The following is a 15,829-nucleotide window of genomic DNA, read 5'->3' as shown; positions in this document are numbered from 1 at the left end:
GGTCGGGCGGCCGGCGCCCCGGCGCGGACGGGCCGCGGTTCCCGGGGGCGACCCCGGGAGCCGCGGCCCGTCCGCGCAGCGCCGGAGGGACCCGACGGGTCCGCCCCCGTTACGGGGGGTTGTGGGGCGGCCACGGGGAATGTAGTTTTCCTTCCACTTCCGCCCTGAGCCGCGAAGGATACCGCCGCCCCGGAAGCACGGTCGCGCAAGCGCGGCCCCGGGGACGCGGTCCGCCCCCTCCCCCCGCTCGCGAGAGGTGCACAGACATGAGAACGACCCCCGCCGGCCGCGCCCGGCCCCGGTTCCGCGCGCGCCCCGCCGGACGGCTGATCGCCGTGCTGGCCTCGGCCGCCCTGGTGGCCGCCCTTCCCCAGCCCGCCCTCGCCTCCGGCGCGGACCCCGCCGTCGACCGCCCCGTCACCGCCGAGGAGCAGGAGGTCATCGACCTCAAGCTGGCCAACTCGCCGGTGAACCCCGGTCCGCTGGTCTTCGGCGCCGAACCCCTCCAGGACGTCAGGACCGCCGCGGGCGCGGCCTCGGCGGACGCCTCGTGCGCGATCTCCCCGCAGGAGGCCACCGCCATGACCCTGGCCCCGGTCTGGCCGGAGGTCGGCGCGGGTTCGCCCGGCGCCCCCTCCCCCATGACGCTGTCCCGGTACGACAACCAGGACACCCTGTACGACCCGGCCCGCCGCGACGGGCTGTTCTTCAACCCCGGCGTCGGCCTGTGGCAGATGGACTCGGCCGGGCTCGGCGCGCACAACACCGCGGGCGAGGCGATCGACACCGCGTGGGTCGCCGGATTCGTCGCCCCCTACATCGTCGACCGGTACTGCGCCGCGATCACCAGGGGCTCGACCGCGCCCGCCGCCCGCGCCACCGCGTGGCGCGACTGGAACGCCTGCGCGGACGGCTCGTGCGACAACGTCTACTGGCGCGCGTACAACAGCGGTGTGACGCCGGACGCGGGTGTGGGACGGCTCGGCGGCGCCGAGCCCCGCACCTGTGTCTTCGAGGGCGTCGGCCACGACTGTCTGTTCGTGGACACCGCCGCCGCGGAGGGCGGGAACTGGTGGACCCGGCCCGGCAGCGGGCGGTCCCCCGTGCCCCACCCCTTCTACGTGTTCCGGAGCGAGGCCGGGGGCGTCACCCGGGAGGTCCGCAGCTGGCTGGCGGAGGACTCCGGGGCGGGCACGCACGTGACCGTCACCCGGCCGTTCGGCGCGAACGCCCGGGGCGGCCTCACCTGGGCGGACGGCGCGGGCGTCTGCGACACCACCGCCGACCGCGGCGACTGCTGACCGGTCCCCGGTCCCGGTGCGTCCCCGCCTCCGCGGGCGCCGGACGCACCGGGTCGGCCGGGGCCGCGGGTCAGAGCCGGACGGCGTCCCGGGACGGGTCGGTGAGCATCTTCGGGTCCCGGTCGCGCAGGAGGGCGACGAGCGGGGCGGCCGTCCCGGCCTCCTGGACGGCCGCCCCCTCCTCGGCCTTCAACCCGACGAGCTGGAAGAAGAGGACGATCCCGTTCGGGGTGTCGATGGCGCGGATCTCGACGTCCGGGACGATGACGAGGGACGTCATGTCGCCGTTGGCGGGCTCTCCGCCGAGCGGGGACGGGGTGACGATCCAGTGGCCCACGTCCAGGTCGGTGCCCGCGAGGAAGCGGTCGGCCAGGGCGTGGAGGACGCGCAGGACCCAGGAGGGCACGGCCTCGTCGCCGTCCTCGCGCGGGACCCTGCAGGTGAACTCGAAGCCGGAGCCGGAGACCCGGGCCTCCTCGCTGGTCTTCTCCCCGAGTTCGGTCAGGCCGAAGGTGACCAGGAGCCAGTGGCCGTCCAGGGGGTAGGCGAGCACGCCGTCGAGCCCTCCCCCCGACTTCCCGTCCGCCGCGAACTGGACGGTCAGCGGCTGTACGCCGGGGTACCGCTCCGCCCACTCCTCGTAGATCCGGACGAGTCCGGGCAGCATCTCCAGCATCGCGTCGTCGCTCTCCAGGTCGGTGGTGGCGGCGGCCGGCTCCGACGGCCCCCGCGGACGGTCCGGGCCGCCGGAGCCGGCCGCCGCCGGTGATCGTCCAGGTCCGAGGATACGAGCGCGCGGCGGGCGCCCGGTCCGGCGACGATCCTGGCACGGCGCCCACCGGCGGCCGACCCGCGTTGGCCCCCCGGCGCCCCCGAAAAAGGCGCGGAAGGCAAGAACCCCACAGCCCGCACAGCCGTCTAAAGCGCCCCTCTCCGCAAAAGGGGGAGCCGGAAAGCACCAATACAAAATAAGAGTGATCTGTTTCACAGTAACAAATAAGGGAAACCTGCACCGCCCAATCGAATCCCTTCTCCATATCTCGAAACATTGGCCCGCTCTTGTCAGAACTTTTCTCATAGAAACGCACCGTGACCGATCGGACACGCCAAAGGAAGCCCATCCACGAAACCCACACAGGTCCTGAACTGGCCTTATGAGGGGAGACACTTCGAACTCCCGGGTTCTTCGCCGCCGGTCCCCCACCGCAGCCCACCCCGCGCTGCGACCCGGCCCGCGCCGCGGCCCGTCCCGCATCCGAGGCGGAACAAGGGCTCTCCAAAACACGGGAATGCGGAATTCAGTGATACATTCAAGGAGTTATCAGGGCGGACGCGGTTCCCATGCCCCTGTAACTCCCTCCCTTACCTTCGCCAAGCGTTTCGGGAAGCCCCGGCGAACCCGCTCAAGCGGCAGACCAAAGCTCTCGAACCCCGGCGTGAACGTTCCTCGCACCTGCTCCCCGAAAGAAACGAACATGATGAGCCGCAGCACCCGGTCCTCCCTCCTCGCCCTTCTCACCGCCGGCCTGCTCACCCTCGGCGCGACCGGCTGCTTCAGCCCGGACGCGGTCGACGCGGAGGCGTTCGACGCGGAGGCCCAGAGCACCGAGAACAACGGCGCGGAAGGGGTGACCGCGACCATGGCCGGCGAGGTCACGTACCTGTCCCCGAACGAGTACCTCGTCGAGAACCAGGCGTTCCACGTCGACGAGACCACGCAGGTCCTCGGCGGGATCAACGTCTGCCCCGCCGAGGACGGCGTCGACGAGGGCGGTTACGGAATCGTGGAGTGCTCCTACGAGGAGCTCGACGCCGCCCTTCAGGGGGGAACCGTCGTTCTCGCCGAGGTCGCGATCGTGGACGGGTTCGCCGAGTCGATCTCCGAGTACCGGACGGACGGCCACGGGGATCCCGACACCACGGAGAGCCCCGACAACGGTTCCGCGGGCGGGGGCTCCTCGAACGGAGGGGTGAACACGACCCTGACGGGCGAGGTCACCTACCTGGCCCCGTACGAGTACCTCGTCGGCAACCAGGCGTTCTACGTCGACGAGACCACGTCGCACGTCGGCGGGATCTACGTCTGCCCCGGCGAGGAGGGCCTCCACGAGGACGGTCACGGAAACGTGTCGTGCCCCTTCGACGAGCTCGAAACCGCCCTTGCGGAGGGAACCTTCGTCTACGCCGAGGTCGTGATCGTGGACGGCCTCGCCGAGACGATCACCGAGTACCAGGTCTGATCTCCGGAACCCGGGAGAGCGGGCGGCCGGGCCCGCCGGGCGGCACCCCTCCAGGGGTGCCGCCCCTGCCGTTCCCTCGGCCGGCTCCCGGCGTTCCGGGCGGAGGGCGGAGGCTCCGGTGGACGGGACAGGCCGCTGGAGCCGGCCGCCGCCGGTGATCGTCCGGGGCCGGGGACACGAGCGCACGGCGTGCGGTCCGGGCGCGCCGCCCGGCCCCGGCCCGGGATCCCCCCGGGGGGCGCTTCGGCGGCTCACCGGTCGACGTCCGGGCCTGCGCCGGGGCGCGGGCCTACGCTGGCCGGGTGACCGATCTGCCGAGGAGCTGTGACGTCGTCGTCGTGGCGCAGAGGCGGCCCGCCTCCTCGGCACCGGCGACACGGACTGGGAGCACCTGGACACGGTGCACGTGCCGGACGCACTGCCGGCGGCGCCGCCGCCGCTGGGCGACCTGCGCAGGCCGCCGGCGGTGGGCGGGGGCGTCTACGTCGCCGGGGACCACCGGGACACGCCCTCGCTCCAGGGCGCCCTCGTCAGCGGCGGGCGTGCCGCCGCCGCGGTCCTGGCCGACCTGGGCCTGGGCTGACCGGTCCGACGGAAGCAAGGGAGACCACCATGCCCGGTTCACAGCGGGGACGGCCCCTGGTCGTCCACATCGGCCGCGAGGAGCTGGTCGTCCGCCGCCGGTACGAGGCGCTGAGCATCGCGAACGACACGCTCATCGCGCTGTGGTTCATCACGGGCAGCATCATGTTCTTCCTCCCGGACTGGATGACGGTCGGGACGTGGTGCTTCCTGCTCGGCAGCGTCGAACTGCTGATCCGCCCCGTCATCCGGCTCAGCCGACTGGTCCACGTGCGGAACATCCGCGCGGCCGGCGGCCCCTCGACGGCGCCGGCGGAGTCCTCCACGGACTTCTGACCGCCGCTCCCGGCCGCGCCCCCGGAGCGCGGCCGGGGACGGGCCCGCGCCTCAGCCGGACAGGATCTGCGGGGAGAGGGCCTTGAGCATGCCGTCCGCCCAGTTCATCTGCCGCACCGTCCGCGGGTGGCACCGCCGGGCGAGCGCGAGCAGCGCGGTGTCGGCGAGCGCCTGGGCGCTCTGGCCGAGGAGTTCCCAGTCCACCGACACCCCCGCAGCCATGCGGTACAGCCTCCTCAGGTCGGCCAGCAGCAGGAGATCCGGATCGGAACGGGTGTCCAGCGGCTCCCCCGGGTCCTCGCGCGTCCCGCCGAGCGGCTCCGGGCCCTCCTCCGACAGGTCCTCCGGCTCCAGGCCGTAGCGGGGGCCGGTCGCGGCGAGCTCCCGCACGTGCTCCCGCGACCACGCGGCGAGGTCCCCGGCCACGTGGTGGATCTCGGGTTCGTCCCGGTGGCGTTCGACCAGGGCGAGGAGCTCGTGGAGCAGGTGGGTCTCCGAACGGTGCAGTTCCCGCAGCGCGATCGCCATCCCCATCACGAACCGCCCTCCACCCGCTCCTCCGCCATCGCCCCCGGCCCGCCCCGGGTCTCGGGCACCCCCTCGCCGACGGGCCGGGACGCGGTCGTCGTCGGCGCGGGCGCAGGCGTCCCGCCGCCGGGCTCCAGGAGCCGCAGACTCGCCGCCGAGGTCTTGAAGAGGGGCTGCTTGGACACCGGGTCCCAGTCGGTGACGGTCATCTCGTTGGCCGCGCGGTCCTTCGGGACGCCCTCTCCCCCGCCGAGGTCCTCCGAGTCCCAGTAGCCGTAGTGGAAGGGGACGAACAGCACGCCCGGGCGGATCCCGGCGATGCGCGCCCGCGCCCGGACCGCTCCGCGCGGCGAGGCCACCTCCACCAGGTCCCCCTCGCGGACCCCCGCGTCCTCCGCGTCGGAGGGGGCCACCTCCACCCAGACCTCGGGGGCCGCACGCCGCAGCTGCGGGACGCGCCCGGTCTTGGTGCGGGTGTGGAACTGGTAGAGCGTGCGGCCGGTGACGAGGGCGAAGGGGTACTCCCCGTCCGGCGCCCCGTGGGGCTCCAGGTACTCGGCCGCCCTGATGACCGCACGCCCGGAGGGGTTCATCGCGGCGTATTCGGTCGCGCCCGCCGGAGCTCCGGTGACCAGGTCCCGCCCATAGCTCTCGCACTGGTCGGGCGCGGCCCAGAACCGGCCGTCGGCGTAGAGCCGCTCGGTCCCGTCCGGGTTGTCGGCGTTGCAGGGCCACTGGACGCCGCTCCCGCCGCGCAGCTTCGCGTAGGTGATGCCCGTGTAGTCGCACGGCCGCCCGGCGCTGGCCCGCTTCCACGCCTCGAAGGCCGACTCGGGGTCGTGCCACTGCGGGAACGGCTCCCCGTCCCTGTCGCGGAAGTCCATCCTGCGCGCGTAGTCGAGGAAGACGTCCAGGTCGGGCCGGGCCTCGCCGGGCGGGTCGACGGCCTTCTCGGACAGGTGGACGGTGCGGTCGCTGTTGGTGAGCGTGCCCGTCTTCTCGCCCCAGGCCGCCGCGGGGAGCACCACGTCGGCGAGCTCGGCCGTCTCGGTCATGAAGATGTCCTGCACCACCAGGAACAGGTCCTGCCCCGCGAGCAGGGACCGGATCCGCCGCAGCTCGGGGAGCGACACCGCCGGGTTGGTCGCGCTGACCCACAGGAAGCGCACGGAGCCCTTCTCGGCGTAGCGCATGATCTGCATCGCGTGGGTGGGCGGCGCGTAGTGCGGGATCCTCGCGGGGTCGAGGTTCCACACCGCGGCGAGGTCGGCGACGTGGGCGTCGTTGCTCCAGTTGCGAAAGCCCGTGAGGTCGCCGTCGGCGCCGCACTCCCGCGTGTTCTCCGCCGTGGGCTGCCCGTTCATCTGGAGCACACCGGCGCCGGGCCTGCCGAGCATCCCGCGGATCAGGTGCACGTTGTTGACCTGCACGGACGCGGCGGTCGCCTGGTGCGACTGGTAGAAGCCCTGGAGCACCGTCGACAGCAGGCGCTCCGCGTCGCCCAGCATCCGCGCCGCCTCCCGCACGTCGCCGGCGGGGACGCCGCAGACGTCGGCGACGTACTCGGGCGGGTACTCGGCCACCCTCTCGACGAGCTCCTCGTAGCCGACCGTGTGGGCGTCGACGTAGCCGTGGTCGACCCTGTCCAGGCGGACGAGCTCGTGGAGGATGCCGTTCATGAGCGCGAGGTTGGTCCCCGGACGCGGCGCGATGTGCAGATCGGCCTCCCGTGCCACGGGGGTCGTCCGGGGGTCGACGCACAGGAGGGAGGGCGGGCGGGGGCCGGCGAGCCGGTCGAGCACCCGGGACCACAGGACCGTCTGCGTCTCGGCCATGTTGTGGCCGTAGAGGGCGATGACGTCGGCGTGGTCGACGTCGGCGTAGGAGCCGGGCTGGCCGTCGGAGCCGAACGACTCCTTGAGCGACTCCGCCGCCGTCGCCGTGCACAGCCGGGTGTTGCCGTCCACGTGGTTGGTGCCGATCGCGCCGTGGGCGACGGCCGCGAGCGTGTAGTACTCCTCCAGGAACAGCTGGCCGCTGGTGTAGAAGGCCAGCGCACCGGCCCCCCGCTCGTCGAGCAGTTCCCGGCTGCGCCGCACGACCGCCCCCATGGCGGTGTCCCAGTCGGTCTCGACCAGCTCGCCGTCCCGTCTGACCAGGGGCCGCGTGAGCCGGTCCTCCGCGTTGCCGGCCTGCCACCCGAAGAGGTCCTTGGGGCCGAGCCGCCCGCGGTTGACCCGGTCGTCCGCCCTGCCGCGCACCCCGACGACGCGGTCGCCCCGGACCGCGATGTCCAGGGCGTCGCCGTTCGAGTGCAGGACGGTGGCGGACCGCACCCAGCGCTCCACCTGGTCGGGCGCGACGCCCTCGGCCAGGTGGCCGTCCACCCTGACCGGCCACTCCTGCCCCGGCCCGTACGGGGTCCGCGACCCCCACGGTTCGGCGATCCTGTCCCTCGACGGCATCGCTGCTCCTCCCGGCGGCGGAAACGTGCCTGCCCCACTACCCGGGCCCCCGGCGGGCAAACGGTAGGCTCCGGGGGCCGCCGACGGCTCGCGGCGGGCGGACGCGGCGCGCCCGGCCCGCTCCCCGGGGCGAACGGCCGGACACGCGGGGTCGGCATCACGGACGGGAGCGGTCCCACGGCGCCGCGCCGGGGCCCTCCGCTCCCGGGGACCCCGCGTTCCGCCACTTCCGGGTGTCTCGCGGGCCACAAGTCCCTCGCGCTACTGGCATAGGGGTCTACTCGGTAGTAACATTGTCTTGTTACTAGTCGGTAGATCCGCGTGTACAGACACCGCGGCCAGGACACAGCGGAGCTGTCCATGACGCATTACAAGAGCAACCTGCGCGACATCGAGTTCAACCTCTTCGAGGTCTTCAGGCGCCAGGACGTACTGGGCGAGGGCCCCTTCGAGGAACTCGACGAGGAGACCGCGCGCACCATCCTGGCCGAGGTCGACCGCCTCGCCACCGGCGTCATCGCCGAGTCGTTCGAGGACGCGGACCGCAACCCGCCGGTGTTCGACCCCAAGACGAACACCGTCGCCGTCCCCGAGAGCCTGAAGAAGTCCTACCAGGCCTACATGGACGCCGGCTGGTACAACCTCGACCTCCCCCAGGAGCTGGGCGGCCTCGGCGCCCCCCGATCCCTGGTCTGGTCCGCCGCGGAGCTCGTGCTCGGCGCCAACCCCTCCGTGCACATGTACTCCGCCGGCCCCGGCTTCGCGAGCATCCTCTTCTCCGAGGGCAACGAGAAGCAGAAGGAGTTCGCGAGGCTCGCGATCGAGCGCGGCTGGGGCGCCACCATGGTGCTGACCGAGCCCGACGCGGGGTCGGACGTCGGCGCCGGCCGCACCAAGGCCGTGGACCAGGGCGACGGCACCTGGCACATCGAGGGCGTCAAGCGCTTCATCACCTCGGCCGAGCACGACATGTCCGAGAACATCTTCCACCTGGTGCTCGCCCGCCCCGAGGGCGCGGGCCCCGGCACCAAGGGCCTGTCCCTGTACCTGGTCCCCAAGTTCCTGGTCAACGAGGACGGCTCCCTCGGCGAGCGCAACGGCGCCTACGTGACCAACGTCGAGCACAAGATGGGCCTCAAGGCCTCCACCACGTGCGAGCTGACCTTCGGCGACAAGCACCCCGCCATCGGCTACCTCGTCGGCGACAAGCACGACGGCATCCGCCAGATGTTCCTCATCATCGAGTACGCGCGGATGATGGTCGGGACGAAGGCCATCGCCACCCTCTCCACCGGCTACCTGAACGCCCTGGAGTACGCCAAGGAGCGCGTGCAGGGCAACGACCTCGCCGGGTCGAAGAACTCCCCCAAGGTCACCATCACCCACCACCCGGACGTGCGCCGCAGCCTCATGACGCAGAAGTCCTACGTGGAGGCGATGCGCGCCCTGGTCGTGCTGACCGCCACGCAGCAGGACAAGATCCAGATCGCGCACTCCAGGGGCGAGGACGTCACGGAGCTGGAGGCCATGAACGACCTCCTCCTGCCGATCGTCAAGGGCGTGGGCTCCGAGCGCTCCTACGCGCTGCTCGCCGAGTCCCTCCAGACCCTGGGCGGCTCCGGGTTCCTGCAGGAGTACCCGATCGAGCAGTACATCCGCGACGCCAAGATCGACACCCTCTACGAGGGCACGACGGCGATCCAGGCCCAGGACTTCTTCTTCCGCAAGATCGTGAAGAACGGCGGCCAGGCACTGGGCGCCCTCTCGGGCGAGATCAGGGCCTTCGCCGAGAGCGAGGCCGGCAACGGCCGCCTCAAGGAGGAGCGCAAGCTGCTCCTGGAGGGCCTCGGCAACATCGAGAAGCTCGTCGAGCTCATGGTCGGCCACGCGATGGGCTCCGCCGAGAACCCGCGCGAGCTGTACAAGGTGGGCCTGAACTCCACCCGCCTGCTGATGTCGTTCGGCGACGTCGTCCTCTCCTGGCTGCTGCTGCGCCAGGCCGAGGTGGCCCTGAACAGCATCGACGGCGCCGACGAGGCGGACAAGGACTTCTACACCGGCAAGATCGCCGCCGCGCGCTTCTTCACCGAGCAGTTCCTGCCGCGCATCGCCGCCGAGCTGCGCGTGGCCGAGGGCGTCGACCTCGACCTGATGGACGTTCCCGAGTCCGCCTTCTAGGGCGAACCGGACCCGCGACGGGCGGGGCGGCCTTCCGGGGCCGCCCCGCCCGTCCCGTGTGCGCGGCCCCCGCGGGCCCCGCCCCCGGGCGGGGGAGCACCCCGGGTCGGGTGGGCCGGAACGGATCCGAAAACAGAAACCACTTTCCAACTTGGAAAGTACATGTCATCCTGGAAACACCAAGGAACCACCGACGGCGGGAGGCGCCCGTGGAGCAGGACATGGACCGGAGAGAAGCGGCCGAGATCCTCGACCACGCCGACGCGGTGGGCCGGAGGATCCGCGGCCGGGCGCGCTGGACGGCGCTGACCGTCACGGGCCTGGGCGCCCTCATGGTCTGCGCCGTCCTCGTGGTCGGCCTCGCCCCGGTCGGGCCCGTCCCCCGCGCCGTCGCGTACGCGACGGCCGTGCTCACCCTGATCGCGATGAACTGGTACGCCTACAGCCGCCCCGTCGCCCTGCGCCACCACCTGGCCGTGCACTACGTTCTGACCGGGGTGGGCGTCCTCCTCCTCGCCGGCACGGTGTCCGTGGGCCTGACCGTGTTCACCGGCTCCGTCGTCTGGTGGTCCGTCGGGGCGGCGCTGAACGGCCTGCCCTTCCTCGCGGCGGTCCTGGTGAACCTGGTCGGCGTCCGCAGGGCCACCAGGTGAACGACCGGCGATCCGGAGAACGACCATGAACCACCCGCGCAAGTCGCTCGACCCCGTCATCCACGCGCCCGTGCGCCTCTCCATCCTCGCCGCGCTGGCACCGGTGGAGCAGTCGGACTTCGCCTCGCTGCGCGACGCCGTGGAGGTCTCCGACTCCGCGCTCTCCAAGCAGATCACCACGCTGGAGAACGCGGGCTACGTCGTCGTCCGCAAGGCGTTCGCGGGCAGGCGGCCGCGCACCTACTTGTCGCTCAGCCGGGAGGGGCGCGACGCGCTCACACTCCACCTCAGGGCACTGCGGCAGATCGCCGAGGGCGTGGAGGGGCAGGTCTGACGGGCGGGGCGGCCTTCCGGGGCCGCCCCGCCCGTCCCGTGTGCGCGGCCCCCGCGGGCCCTCGGCTCAGGCCGGGGACCAGACGTACGGGGTCGTGGTGGTCACCCCCTCGAAACCCAGGCGTCGCAGGACGGGCGCGCTGGCGTCGGTGGCGTCGACCCGGAGGTAGCGGACACCGCGTGCCGCGGCGATGTGCGCGCGGGCGGCCACCAGGGATCGGTAGATCCCCTTCCCCCGCCACGGCGGCAGGGTCGAGCCGCCCCAGAGCCCGGCGAACTCGGTGCCCCTCAGGAACACCAGCCACGCGGCCGACACCACCTCCCCGCCGGCCTCGGCCACGAGGACGACGATGCCGTCCGGGTCCTCGGCGGTCCGGGCGGCCAGGTCCTCGCCCAGCCAGCTCCAGTCGCCGCCCCACACGCGCGACTCCATGTCGGCGACGCGGCGCATGTCGTCCGGTTCGCCGACCCGGCGGAGGACGATCCCCTCGGGCGGGACCGGGGCGGAGACCACGTCGGTGCGGCCGATCAGCACGGTCTCCCGCTCCTCGGGCGCGAACCCGGCGGCGCGGAGGCGGTCGGGGAGGTCCTTCGGCAGGTCGTGCCCGTGGGTCTTCCACTCCACCGCCTCGCCGCGCGCGGCGAAGCGCTCCCGCTGCCGGGCGATCAGCCGGTCCAGCTCGTCCCCGCGCACGCCCGGGTCGGGCGGCGCGGTGACGAGCCCCCGGCGCTGTCCCACCAACCGCGTCACCGGTCCGTCCCGCTCCACCGTCACCCCGGCGGGGAGGTCCGCGGGGGCGCCGCGCAACTGCTCGTCATAGGCCGCGAGCAGGCCTTCGATGTTCGTCACAGGCCATGACACCACGTGACCGGCGGGCGCGGTCAACCCGTTTTCCGACGGGAACCCGGCCCGCCGCACCGCCCGGACGCACGTGTACGGAGGCACCGACCGGGTAGCCGGGACCCCGAGTGCGCGCGCCCGGCCGGGCGCGGGGAACAAGGGGGTGCGCAGCCATGGAGCAACGACGTGACGACGCCCGCGTGGACGGGGTGCGCGAGTTCGACGGCTACGACCGTGTGGCGGTGGTGACCGGCGCGGACAGCGGGATCGGGCGGTCGACGGCGGTCCGCCTGGCGCGCGAGGGCTTCGACCTCGGCGTCACGTACCACTCGGACGAGGAGGGCATCCGCCGGACGGAGACCGAGATCCGGGAGGCCGGACGCCGGGCGGTGGTGCGCAGGCACGACCTCTCCGACCCGGTGGCCGGGTCCGAGGCCGTCACCGAGCTGATCGGGGAGCTCGGGGGCGTCGGGGTCCTGGTCAACAACGCCGGGACCGGGTCGGACGAACCGCTGCTGGAGACGGACTACGAGCGCTGGCGCGAGGTCCTGGCCGTCGACCTGGACGGCCCGTTCCTCTGCTCCAGGATCGCGGCGACCCACATGCGCGACGCGGGACGCGGCGGACGCATCGTCAACATCACCAGCGTGCACGAGGAGTTCCCCCGGGTGAACGCCGGGGCCTACTGCGCCGCCAAGGGCGGCCTCAAGCTCCTGACCCGGGTGCTCGCCCTCGAACTGGGGCTGTACGGCATCACCGTGAACGCGGTGGCGCCGGGCGAGATCGCCACGCCCATGACCGGACAGCACGAGGAGCCGCCGGGCCTGGACACGCGCGGCGGCTACCCGATCTCCCGCCCCGGCCACGCCGACGAGGTGGCGGACGCCGTGGCCTTCCTCGCCGGACAGGGCTCGTCCTACGTCACCGGGGCCTCGCTCTTCGTGGACGGGGGGCTCTCGCTCATGGGTCCCCAGGCGGGAGGAGCGCTCCAGGACGGCACCTGGCGCGCGGGCTGACGGCCCCGGGCCCGGGTCGTCGGCGCCCTCCCCGGCACGTGCCGGGGAGGGCGCCGTGCGTGGCGCCCGGACACGGCCCTCCGGAGGGCCGGACACCGGCACCGCTCGACCGGTCCGGGCCGGAGGCAGGGGCGGTGGCCGCCCGCACCCCTTCGTCCCGGCCCTTCTCCGGGGGAGGGCAGCCGCCGCCGGGACGCCTCCGGGCATCCCCTCGGACCGGAACAGGAAAAGGCATTCCGCGGAACGGGCACTCCGCCCCGACAGCGCGGATAAGAACGACGTAAAAAAGGAAACAGGCGCGGACGGCAACCTTCCCGTACCTACCCGGGCCATTGTCAGAACGGCATAAAAAAGCAATTCCCTCGAAAACCGAAACACTTCCCCCAGGCGGGCAGCGCCGAGCACCACCGCCCGGAGCAGGGCAGCAGTGTGTGTGCCACGCCACGAAAGGCGCCCCTCCGGACGCTGGCATAAGACACGGAGAGTGACTTCATCGGCCCCTACCTGGGGAAGGGTAAAAAATTCCGGTCCGCACTTTTAAGCGCTGTCCTGAGGGAAGGAAGAAGGTCCACGAAGTTTTTCCTCCACCCCTTCCACCCATCCGCCCGCACTGAATTCCCAGTCGACGCCACCGGCGTTCTGTCCGGACCCACCAGACCACCGGGAGCTCTCTTGCCGAACACCGCCACCACCCCGAAGACGCCCCGCACCGCCCGCAAGCGGACCCGCCCGCTCTCCCGCCCCCGCACACGCATCCCCGGCGAGAACGCCTCCGCCGAGGAGCTGCTGGCCGCGGCGAGGCGCCTGGGCGAGGGCGACCCCCGCGCGGACCGGCTCCGAGAGCGCGTCGTACTGCTCCACCAGCCCCTGGCCAAGAAGATCGCGCGCCGCTACCAGGGCCGCGGCGAACCGCTGGAGGACCTGTACCAGGCAGCCATGGTCGGCTTCACCAAGGCCATGCGCGGCTACGACCCCTCCTACGGCAAGCCGTTCGTCGCCTACCTGGTCCCCACGGTCACCGGAGAGGTCAAGCGCCACTTCCGCGACCACACCTGGGCGATGCGCGTCACCCGGACCCAGCAGGAGGAGCGCAGCAAGCTGCGCAGAGTGACCTCCGACTTCCAGCAGGAGCACGCGCGCACGCCCACGACCGCGGAACTGGCCGAGAGGATGGACATGTCGGAGGAGGAGGTGCACCAGCTCATCCAGGCGTCCAACGCCTACCAGTGCCTGTCCCTGGAGGCCCCGGACACCTCCGGCGCCGAGGAGGAGCCCATGCGCCTGGAGGACCACCTGGGCAGCGAGGACCACGGCCTGGAGCTGGTGGACCAGCGCGAGAGCCTCAAGCCGGCTCTCGCACGCCTTCCCGAGCGCGACCTCCGGCTCCTGGGCCTGCGCTTCTTCTGCGACCACACCCAGACCGAGATCGCCGACCGGATGGGCTGCTCCCAGATGCACGTCTCCCGGCTCCTGTCCGGGGTGCTGGACCGGCTCCGCGCCGAGATGGGCGAGACGGCGCAGGCCCGCGCCTGAGGTCCGTGTCCGGGGGCGGGGGCCGGGGACGCGCGGGGGCCGTGCCCGGCCCGCCCCCGAGGCACGGGGACCGGGGGAGGCCGCCCCCTGCCGGGGCGGCCTCCCCCGCGCGCACGCGCGCGGGTCGGAACCTGTCCGCCTTGCGGTGGTGGCCCGGCTCGGCCTCTCCCGCGCACGCGCGCGGGTCAGGAGGGCCGCCACGGGCACCCTCTCCTCGCGTGCGCGCGCACGCGCACGCGGGCACGCGCGCACGCGCGCGAGGAGTAAGGGGAGAGGGGGAGCCGTGGGCCTCCGGGCCCGCGCCCCTTCCGCCCCGGCCTCCCCGCGGGCCCCGGGGCCTAGGACCGGGGGCGGGACAGCACGAAGAAGTACAGCACCGCGGTCGCGGCGACCGTCGTCACGCACATCGGCACGAACGCGATCTGGTAGGACTCCGGCTCGTCCGGAAGCGCCTGGAGGATCGCGCCGGCGGCGACCGTGCACAGCACCGCGGTCGTGAAGCCGCTCATGTTGACCAGGCCGGAGGCGACACCGGTGCGGCTGGCGGGGATGCCGTCGCGGGCGAAGTCGAAGGAGATCGTCGGCGCGAGGGTCTGGCCCACCGCGCTCACCGCCATCACCGTCAGCCCGGCCGCGACGGGCGCTCCCCCGGGCCACACGACCAGCAGCACCCAGCCCGCGCTCAGCACCGCCCCCAGGGTCAGGGCCAGCCACCGGCGCGCCCGGGGGTGCCGGCCGACCAGGAGGCCCACGAACGGGGCCACCCAGAGGCCTCCCGCCGCCAGACCGGTCAGGGTCAGCGCCGCGGCTCCCTCGGCCAGGCCCAGCCCGTTCACGAGGTACGGGTAGCCCCACAGCACCATCATCATCGTGAAGGGCGCCATCACGGCCGCGTGGTGCGCCATGCCGATGAGCGGGCCGCGCGCGCGAAGGGCCTCCTTGAGCGCCTCCCACACGGAGATCGGGTCGGCCACGGTCGACCGTCCGGCCGCGTCGGCGGGGCGGTCGCGCACGACCAGCAGCACGAGGAGCGCCATCAGCGCGGTCAGGGCCGTGGTGGAGAGGAAGGCGGCCACCCAGCCGACCTGCCCGAGGGCCCACGCGAGGGGCGCCGCGCTCGCCACCTGGCCGATGCCGCCGACCACGCCGGTGAGGCCGCTGACGAGGGCGTAGCGCGCACGCGGGAACCACAGGGCGGCCAGCCGGATGACGTTGAGGAAGACGAGGGCGTCGCCGAGGCCGATGAGGAACCGTCCGGCGACCGCGGCCTCGATCCCGGGCGCGAGCGCGAACAGGCAGGAACCGACCACCATCGCCACCATGCCCATGGCGAGCGTGTAGCGGGGGCCGAGCCGGTCGGCGAGGAGGCCCGCCGGAACCTGGAGGAGGACGTACACCAGGAGCTGGAGCATCGGCAGCAGGGACAGCAGCGCCGGGCCGACGTCGAACCGGGCCTGGGCCTCCAGGGCCGCGACGCCGAGGCCGTTGCGGTGCAGCATCGCCAGGAAGTACCCGGCGACGGCGACCGCCCACACGATCCACGCGCGGGCGCCGCCCGCGGGTTCGGCGGGCACGGTGCTCCCGTCCGGGGTAGTCCGGTCACCGGATGTCTGGGTCTGTGTCACTGGACGACTTCTCTCCGTTTTGTACGACCTTCCCAGTGTCCTCCAGCGACCGGACCATCCCTTACACCGGGGTGACAGGGTGCGCAAAACCGGCCGACGCCCGTGTGCGCCGCCGGACCCGGCATCGGCAAGACCCGCGCTTGACAGAGTCAAGAACGCGTAACCAGCAAGAAGTCACCATGAGTCACCAGAAGCACG

The 15,829-nt window shown here is 72.9% G+C and carries 14 protein-coding genes; 9 read left to right on the top strand and 5 right to left on the bottom strand.

Annotation, left to right across the window (positions count from 1 at the left end; translation table 11 throughout):
* Window positions 1-266 precede the first annotated feature (266 nt).
* The gene (locus ACQPYD_RS01590) at window positions 267-1,301 is read left to right on the top strand and encodes a hypothetical protein (protein WP_433699455.1); all 1,035 of its coding nucleotides are present in this window, start codon (window positions 267-269) and stop codon (window positions 1,299-1,301) included.
* Window positions 1,302-1,371: 70 nt separating this feature from the next.
* Here ACQPYD_RS01590 and ACQPYD_RS01585 read toward each other — a convergent pair whose 3' ends face one another.
* Window positions 1,372-1,977 carry a suppressor of fused domain protein gene (locus tag ACQPYD_RS01585; protein WP_433699454.1) on the bottom strand — a complete coding sequence of 202 codons (606 nt, stop codon included), beginning with the start codon at window positions 1,975-1,977 and terminating at the stop codon, window positions 1,372-1,374.
* An 802-nt stretch (window positions 1,978-2,779) separates the two neighbouring features.
* On the opposite strand from ACQPYD_RS01585, the gene ACQPYD_RS01580 reads away from it, so the two are divergent.
* The 3 genes from ACQPYD_RS01580 to ACQPYD_RS01570 all read left to right on the top strand — a co-directional run bounded on the left by ACQPYD_RS01580 (window position 2,780) and on the right by ACQPYD_RS01570 (window position 4,459).
* Window positions 2,780-3,541 (top strand): hypothetical protein, encoded by a 762-nt coding sequence (locus tag ACQPYD_RS01580; RefSeq protein WP_433699453.1) that lies wholly within the window; start codon window positions 2,780-2,782, stop codon window positions 3,539-3,541.
* A gap of 406 nt (window positions 3,542-3,947) precedes the next feature.
* The gene (locus ACQPYD_RS01575; protein WP_433699452.1) at window positions 3,948-4,124 is read left to right on the top strand and encodes an FAD-dependent oxidoreductase; all 177 of its coding nucleotides are present in this window, start codon (window positions 3,948-3,950) and stop codon (window positions 4,122-4,124) included.
* A gap of 29 nt (window positions 4,125-4,153) precedes the next feature.
* Entirely contained in the window at window positions 4,154-4,459 is a 306-nt protein-coding gene (locus tag ACQPYD_RS01570) for a YrhK family protein (RefSeq protein WP_433699451.1), read from the top strand.
* Window positions 4,460-4,510: 51 nt separating this feature from the next.
* On the opposite strand, the gene ACQPYD_RS01565 is transcribed toward ACQPYD_RS01570, so the two are convergent.
* Both ACQPYD_RS01565 and ACQPYD_RS01560 read right to left on the bottom strand, forming a co-directional pair.
* The gene (locus ACQPYD_RS01565; protein WP_433699450.1) at window positions 4,511-4,993 is read right to left on the bottom strand and encodes a hypothetical protein; all 483 of its coding nucleotides are present in this window, start codon (window positions 4,991-4,993) and stop codon (window positions 4,511-4,513) included.
* Complete coding sequence (locus ACQPYD_RS01560; protein ID WP_433699449.1) at window positions 4,993-7,452, bottom strand: molybdopterin oxidoreductase family protein; 2,460 nt, start codon at window positions 7,450-7,452, stop codon at window positions 4,993-4,995. The genes ACQPYD_RS01565 and ACQPYD_RS01560 overlap by 1 nt, the downstream gene beginning before the upstream one ends.
* Before the next feature lie 360 nt (window positions 7,453-7,812).
* Here ACQPYD_RS01560 and ACQPYD_RS01555 point away from each other — a divergent pair, with 360 nt between their 5' ends.
* From ACQPYD_RS01555 to ACQPYD_RS01545, 3 genes are all read left to right on the top strand, one after another.
* A complete protein-coding gene (locus ACQPYD_RS01555) occupies window positions 7,813-9,630 on the top strand; it encodes an acyl-CoA dehydrogenase (protein WP_433699448.1) in 1,818 nt (605 codons plus the stop codon).
* Between the two features lie 221 nt (window positions 9,631-9,851).
* Window positions 9,852-10,283, top strand: coding sequence for a hypothetical protein (locus ACQPYD_RS01550; protein WP_433699447.1), 432 nt, complete (start codon window positions 9,852-9,854; stop codon window positions 10,281-10,283).
* 25 nt (window positions 10,284-10,308) lie between these two features.
* The gene (locus ACQPYD_RS01545; RefSeq protein WP_267947629.1) at window positions 10,309-10,617 is read left to right on the top strand and encodes a winged helix-turn-helix domain-containing protein; all 309 of its coding nucleotides are present in this window, start codon (window positions 10,309-10,311) and stop codon (window positions 10,615-10,617) included.
* A 66-nt stretch (window positions 10,618-10,683) separates the two neighbouring features.
* Here the strand turns inward: ACQPYD_RS01545 and ACQPYD_RS01540 are convergent, their stop codons facing one another.
* Window positions 10,684-11,466, bottom strand: coding sequence for a GNAT family N-acetyltransferase (locus ACQPYD_RS01540; RefSeq protein WP_433699446.1), 783 nt, complete (start codon window positions 11,464-11,466; stop codon window positions 10,684-10,686).
* Between the two features lie 164 nt (window positions 11,467-11,630).
* Here ACQPYD_RS01540 and ACQPYD_RS01535 point away from each other — a divergent pair, with 164 nt between their 5' ends.
* Entirely contained in the window at window positions 11,631-12,473 is an 843-nt protein-coding gene (locus tag ACQPYD_RS01535; RefSeq protein WP_433699445.1) for an SDR family oxidoreductase, read from the top strand.
* A gap of 672 nt (window positions 12,474-13,145) precedes the next feature.
* Window positions 13,146-14,006: a SigB/SigF/SigG family RNA polymerase sigma factor gene (locus ACQPYD_RS01530; RefSeq protein ID WP_433699444.1), complete on the top strand. Its 861-nt coding sequence runs from the start codon at window positions 13,146-13,148 to the stop codon at window positions 14,004-14,006.
* A 338-nt stretch (window positions 14,007-14,344) separates the two neighbouring features.
* Here the strand turns inward: ACQPYD_RS01530 and ACQPYD_RS01525 are convergent, their stop codons facing one another.
* Window positions 14,345-15,631, bottom strand: a complete 1,287-nt coding sequence (locus tag ACQPYD_RS01525) for an MFS transporter (protein WP_433699443.1) — start codon at window positions 15,629-15,631, stop codon at window positions 14,345-14,347.
* Window positions 15,632-15,829 lie beyond the last annotated feature (198 nt).

The organism is Nocardiopsis sp. CA-288880, assembly GCF_050955985.1.
GTDB classification, from domain to species: domain Bacteria; phylum Actinomycetota; class Actinomycetes; order Streptosporangiales; family Streptosporangiaceae; genus Nocardiopsis; species Nocardiopsis tropica.
This window is presented reverse-complemented; position numbering and strand designations above follow the sequence as displayed.

Coding starts and splice junctions, on each gene's coding strand:
- ACQPYD_RS01590 (WP_433699455.1), top strand. CDS start 267: ATGAGAACGACCCCCGCCGGCCGCGCCCGGCCCCGGTTCCGCGCGCGC.
- ACQPYD_RS01585 (WP_433699454.1), bottom strand. CDS start 1,977: ATGCTGGAGATGCTGCCCGGACTCGTCCGGATCTACGAGGAGTGGGCG.
- ACQPYD_RS01580 (WP_433699453.1), top strand. CDS start 2,780: ATGAGCCGCAGCACCCGGTCCTCCCTCCTCGCCCTTCTCACCGCCGGC.
- ACQPYD_RS01570 (WP_433699451.1), top strand. CDS start 4,154: ATGCCCGGTTCACAGCGGGGACGGCCCCTGGTCGTCCACATCGGCCGC.
- ACQPYD_RS01565 (WP_433699450.1), bottom strand. CDS start 4,993: ATGGGGATGGCGATCGCGCTGCGGGAACTGCACCGTTCGGAGACCCAC.
- ACQPYD_RS01560 (WP_433699449.1), bottom strand. CDS start 7,452: ATGCCGTCGAGGGACAGGATCGCCGAACCGTGGGGGTCGCGGACCCCG.
- ACQPYD_RS01555 (WP_433699448.1), top strand. CDS start 7,813: ATGACGCATTACAAGAGCAACCTGCGCGACATCGAGTTCAACCTCTTC.
- ACQPYD_RS01550 (WP_433699447.1), top strand. CDS start 9,852: ATGGACCGGAGAGAAGCGGCCGAGATCCTCGACCACGCCGACGCGGTG.
- ACQPYD_RS01545 (WP_267947629.1), top strand. CDS start 10,309: ATGAACCACCCGCGCAAGTCGCTCGACCCCGTCATCCACGCGCCCGTG.
- ACQPYD_RS01535 (WP_433699445.1), top strand. CDS start 11,631: ATGGAGCAACGACGTGACGACGCCCGCGTGGACGGGGTGCGCGAGTTC.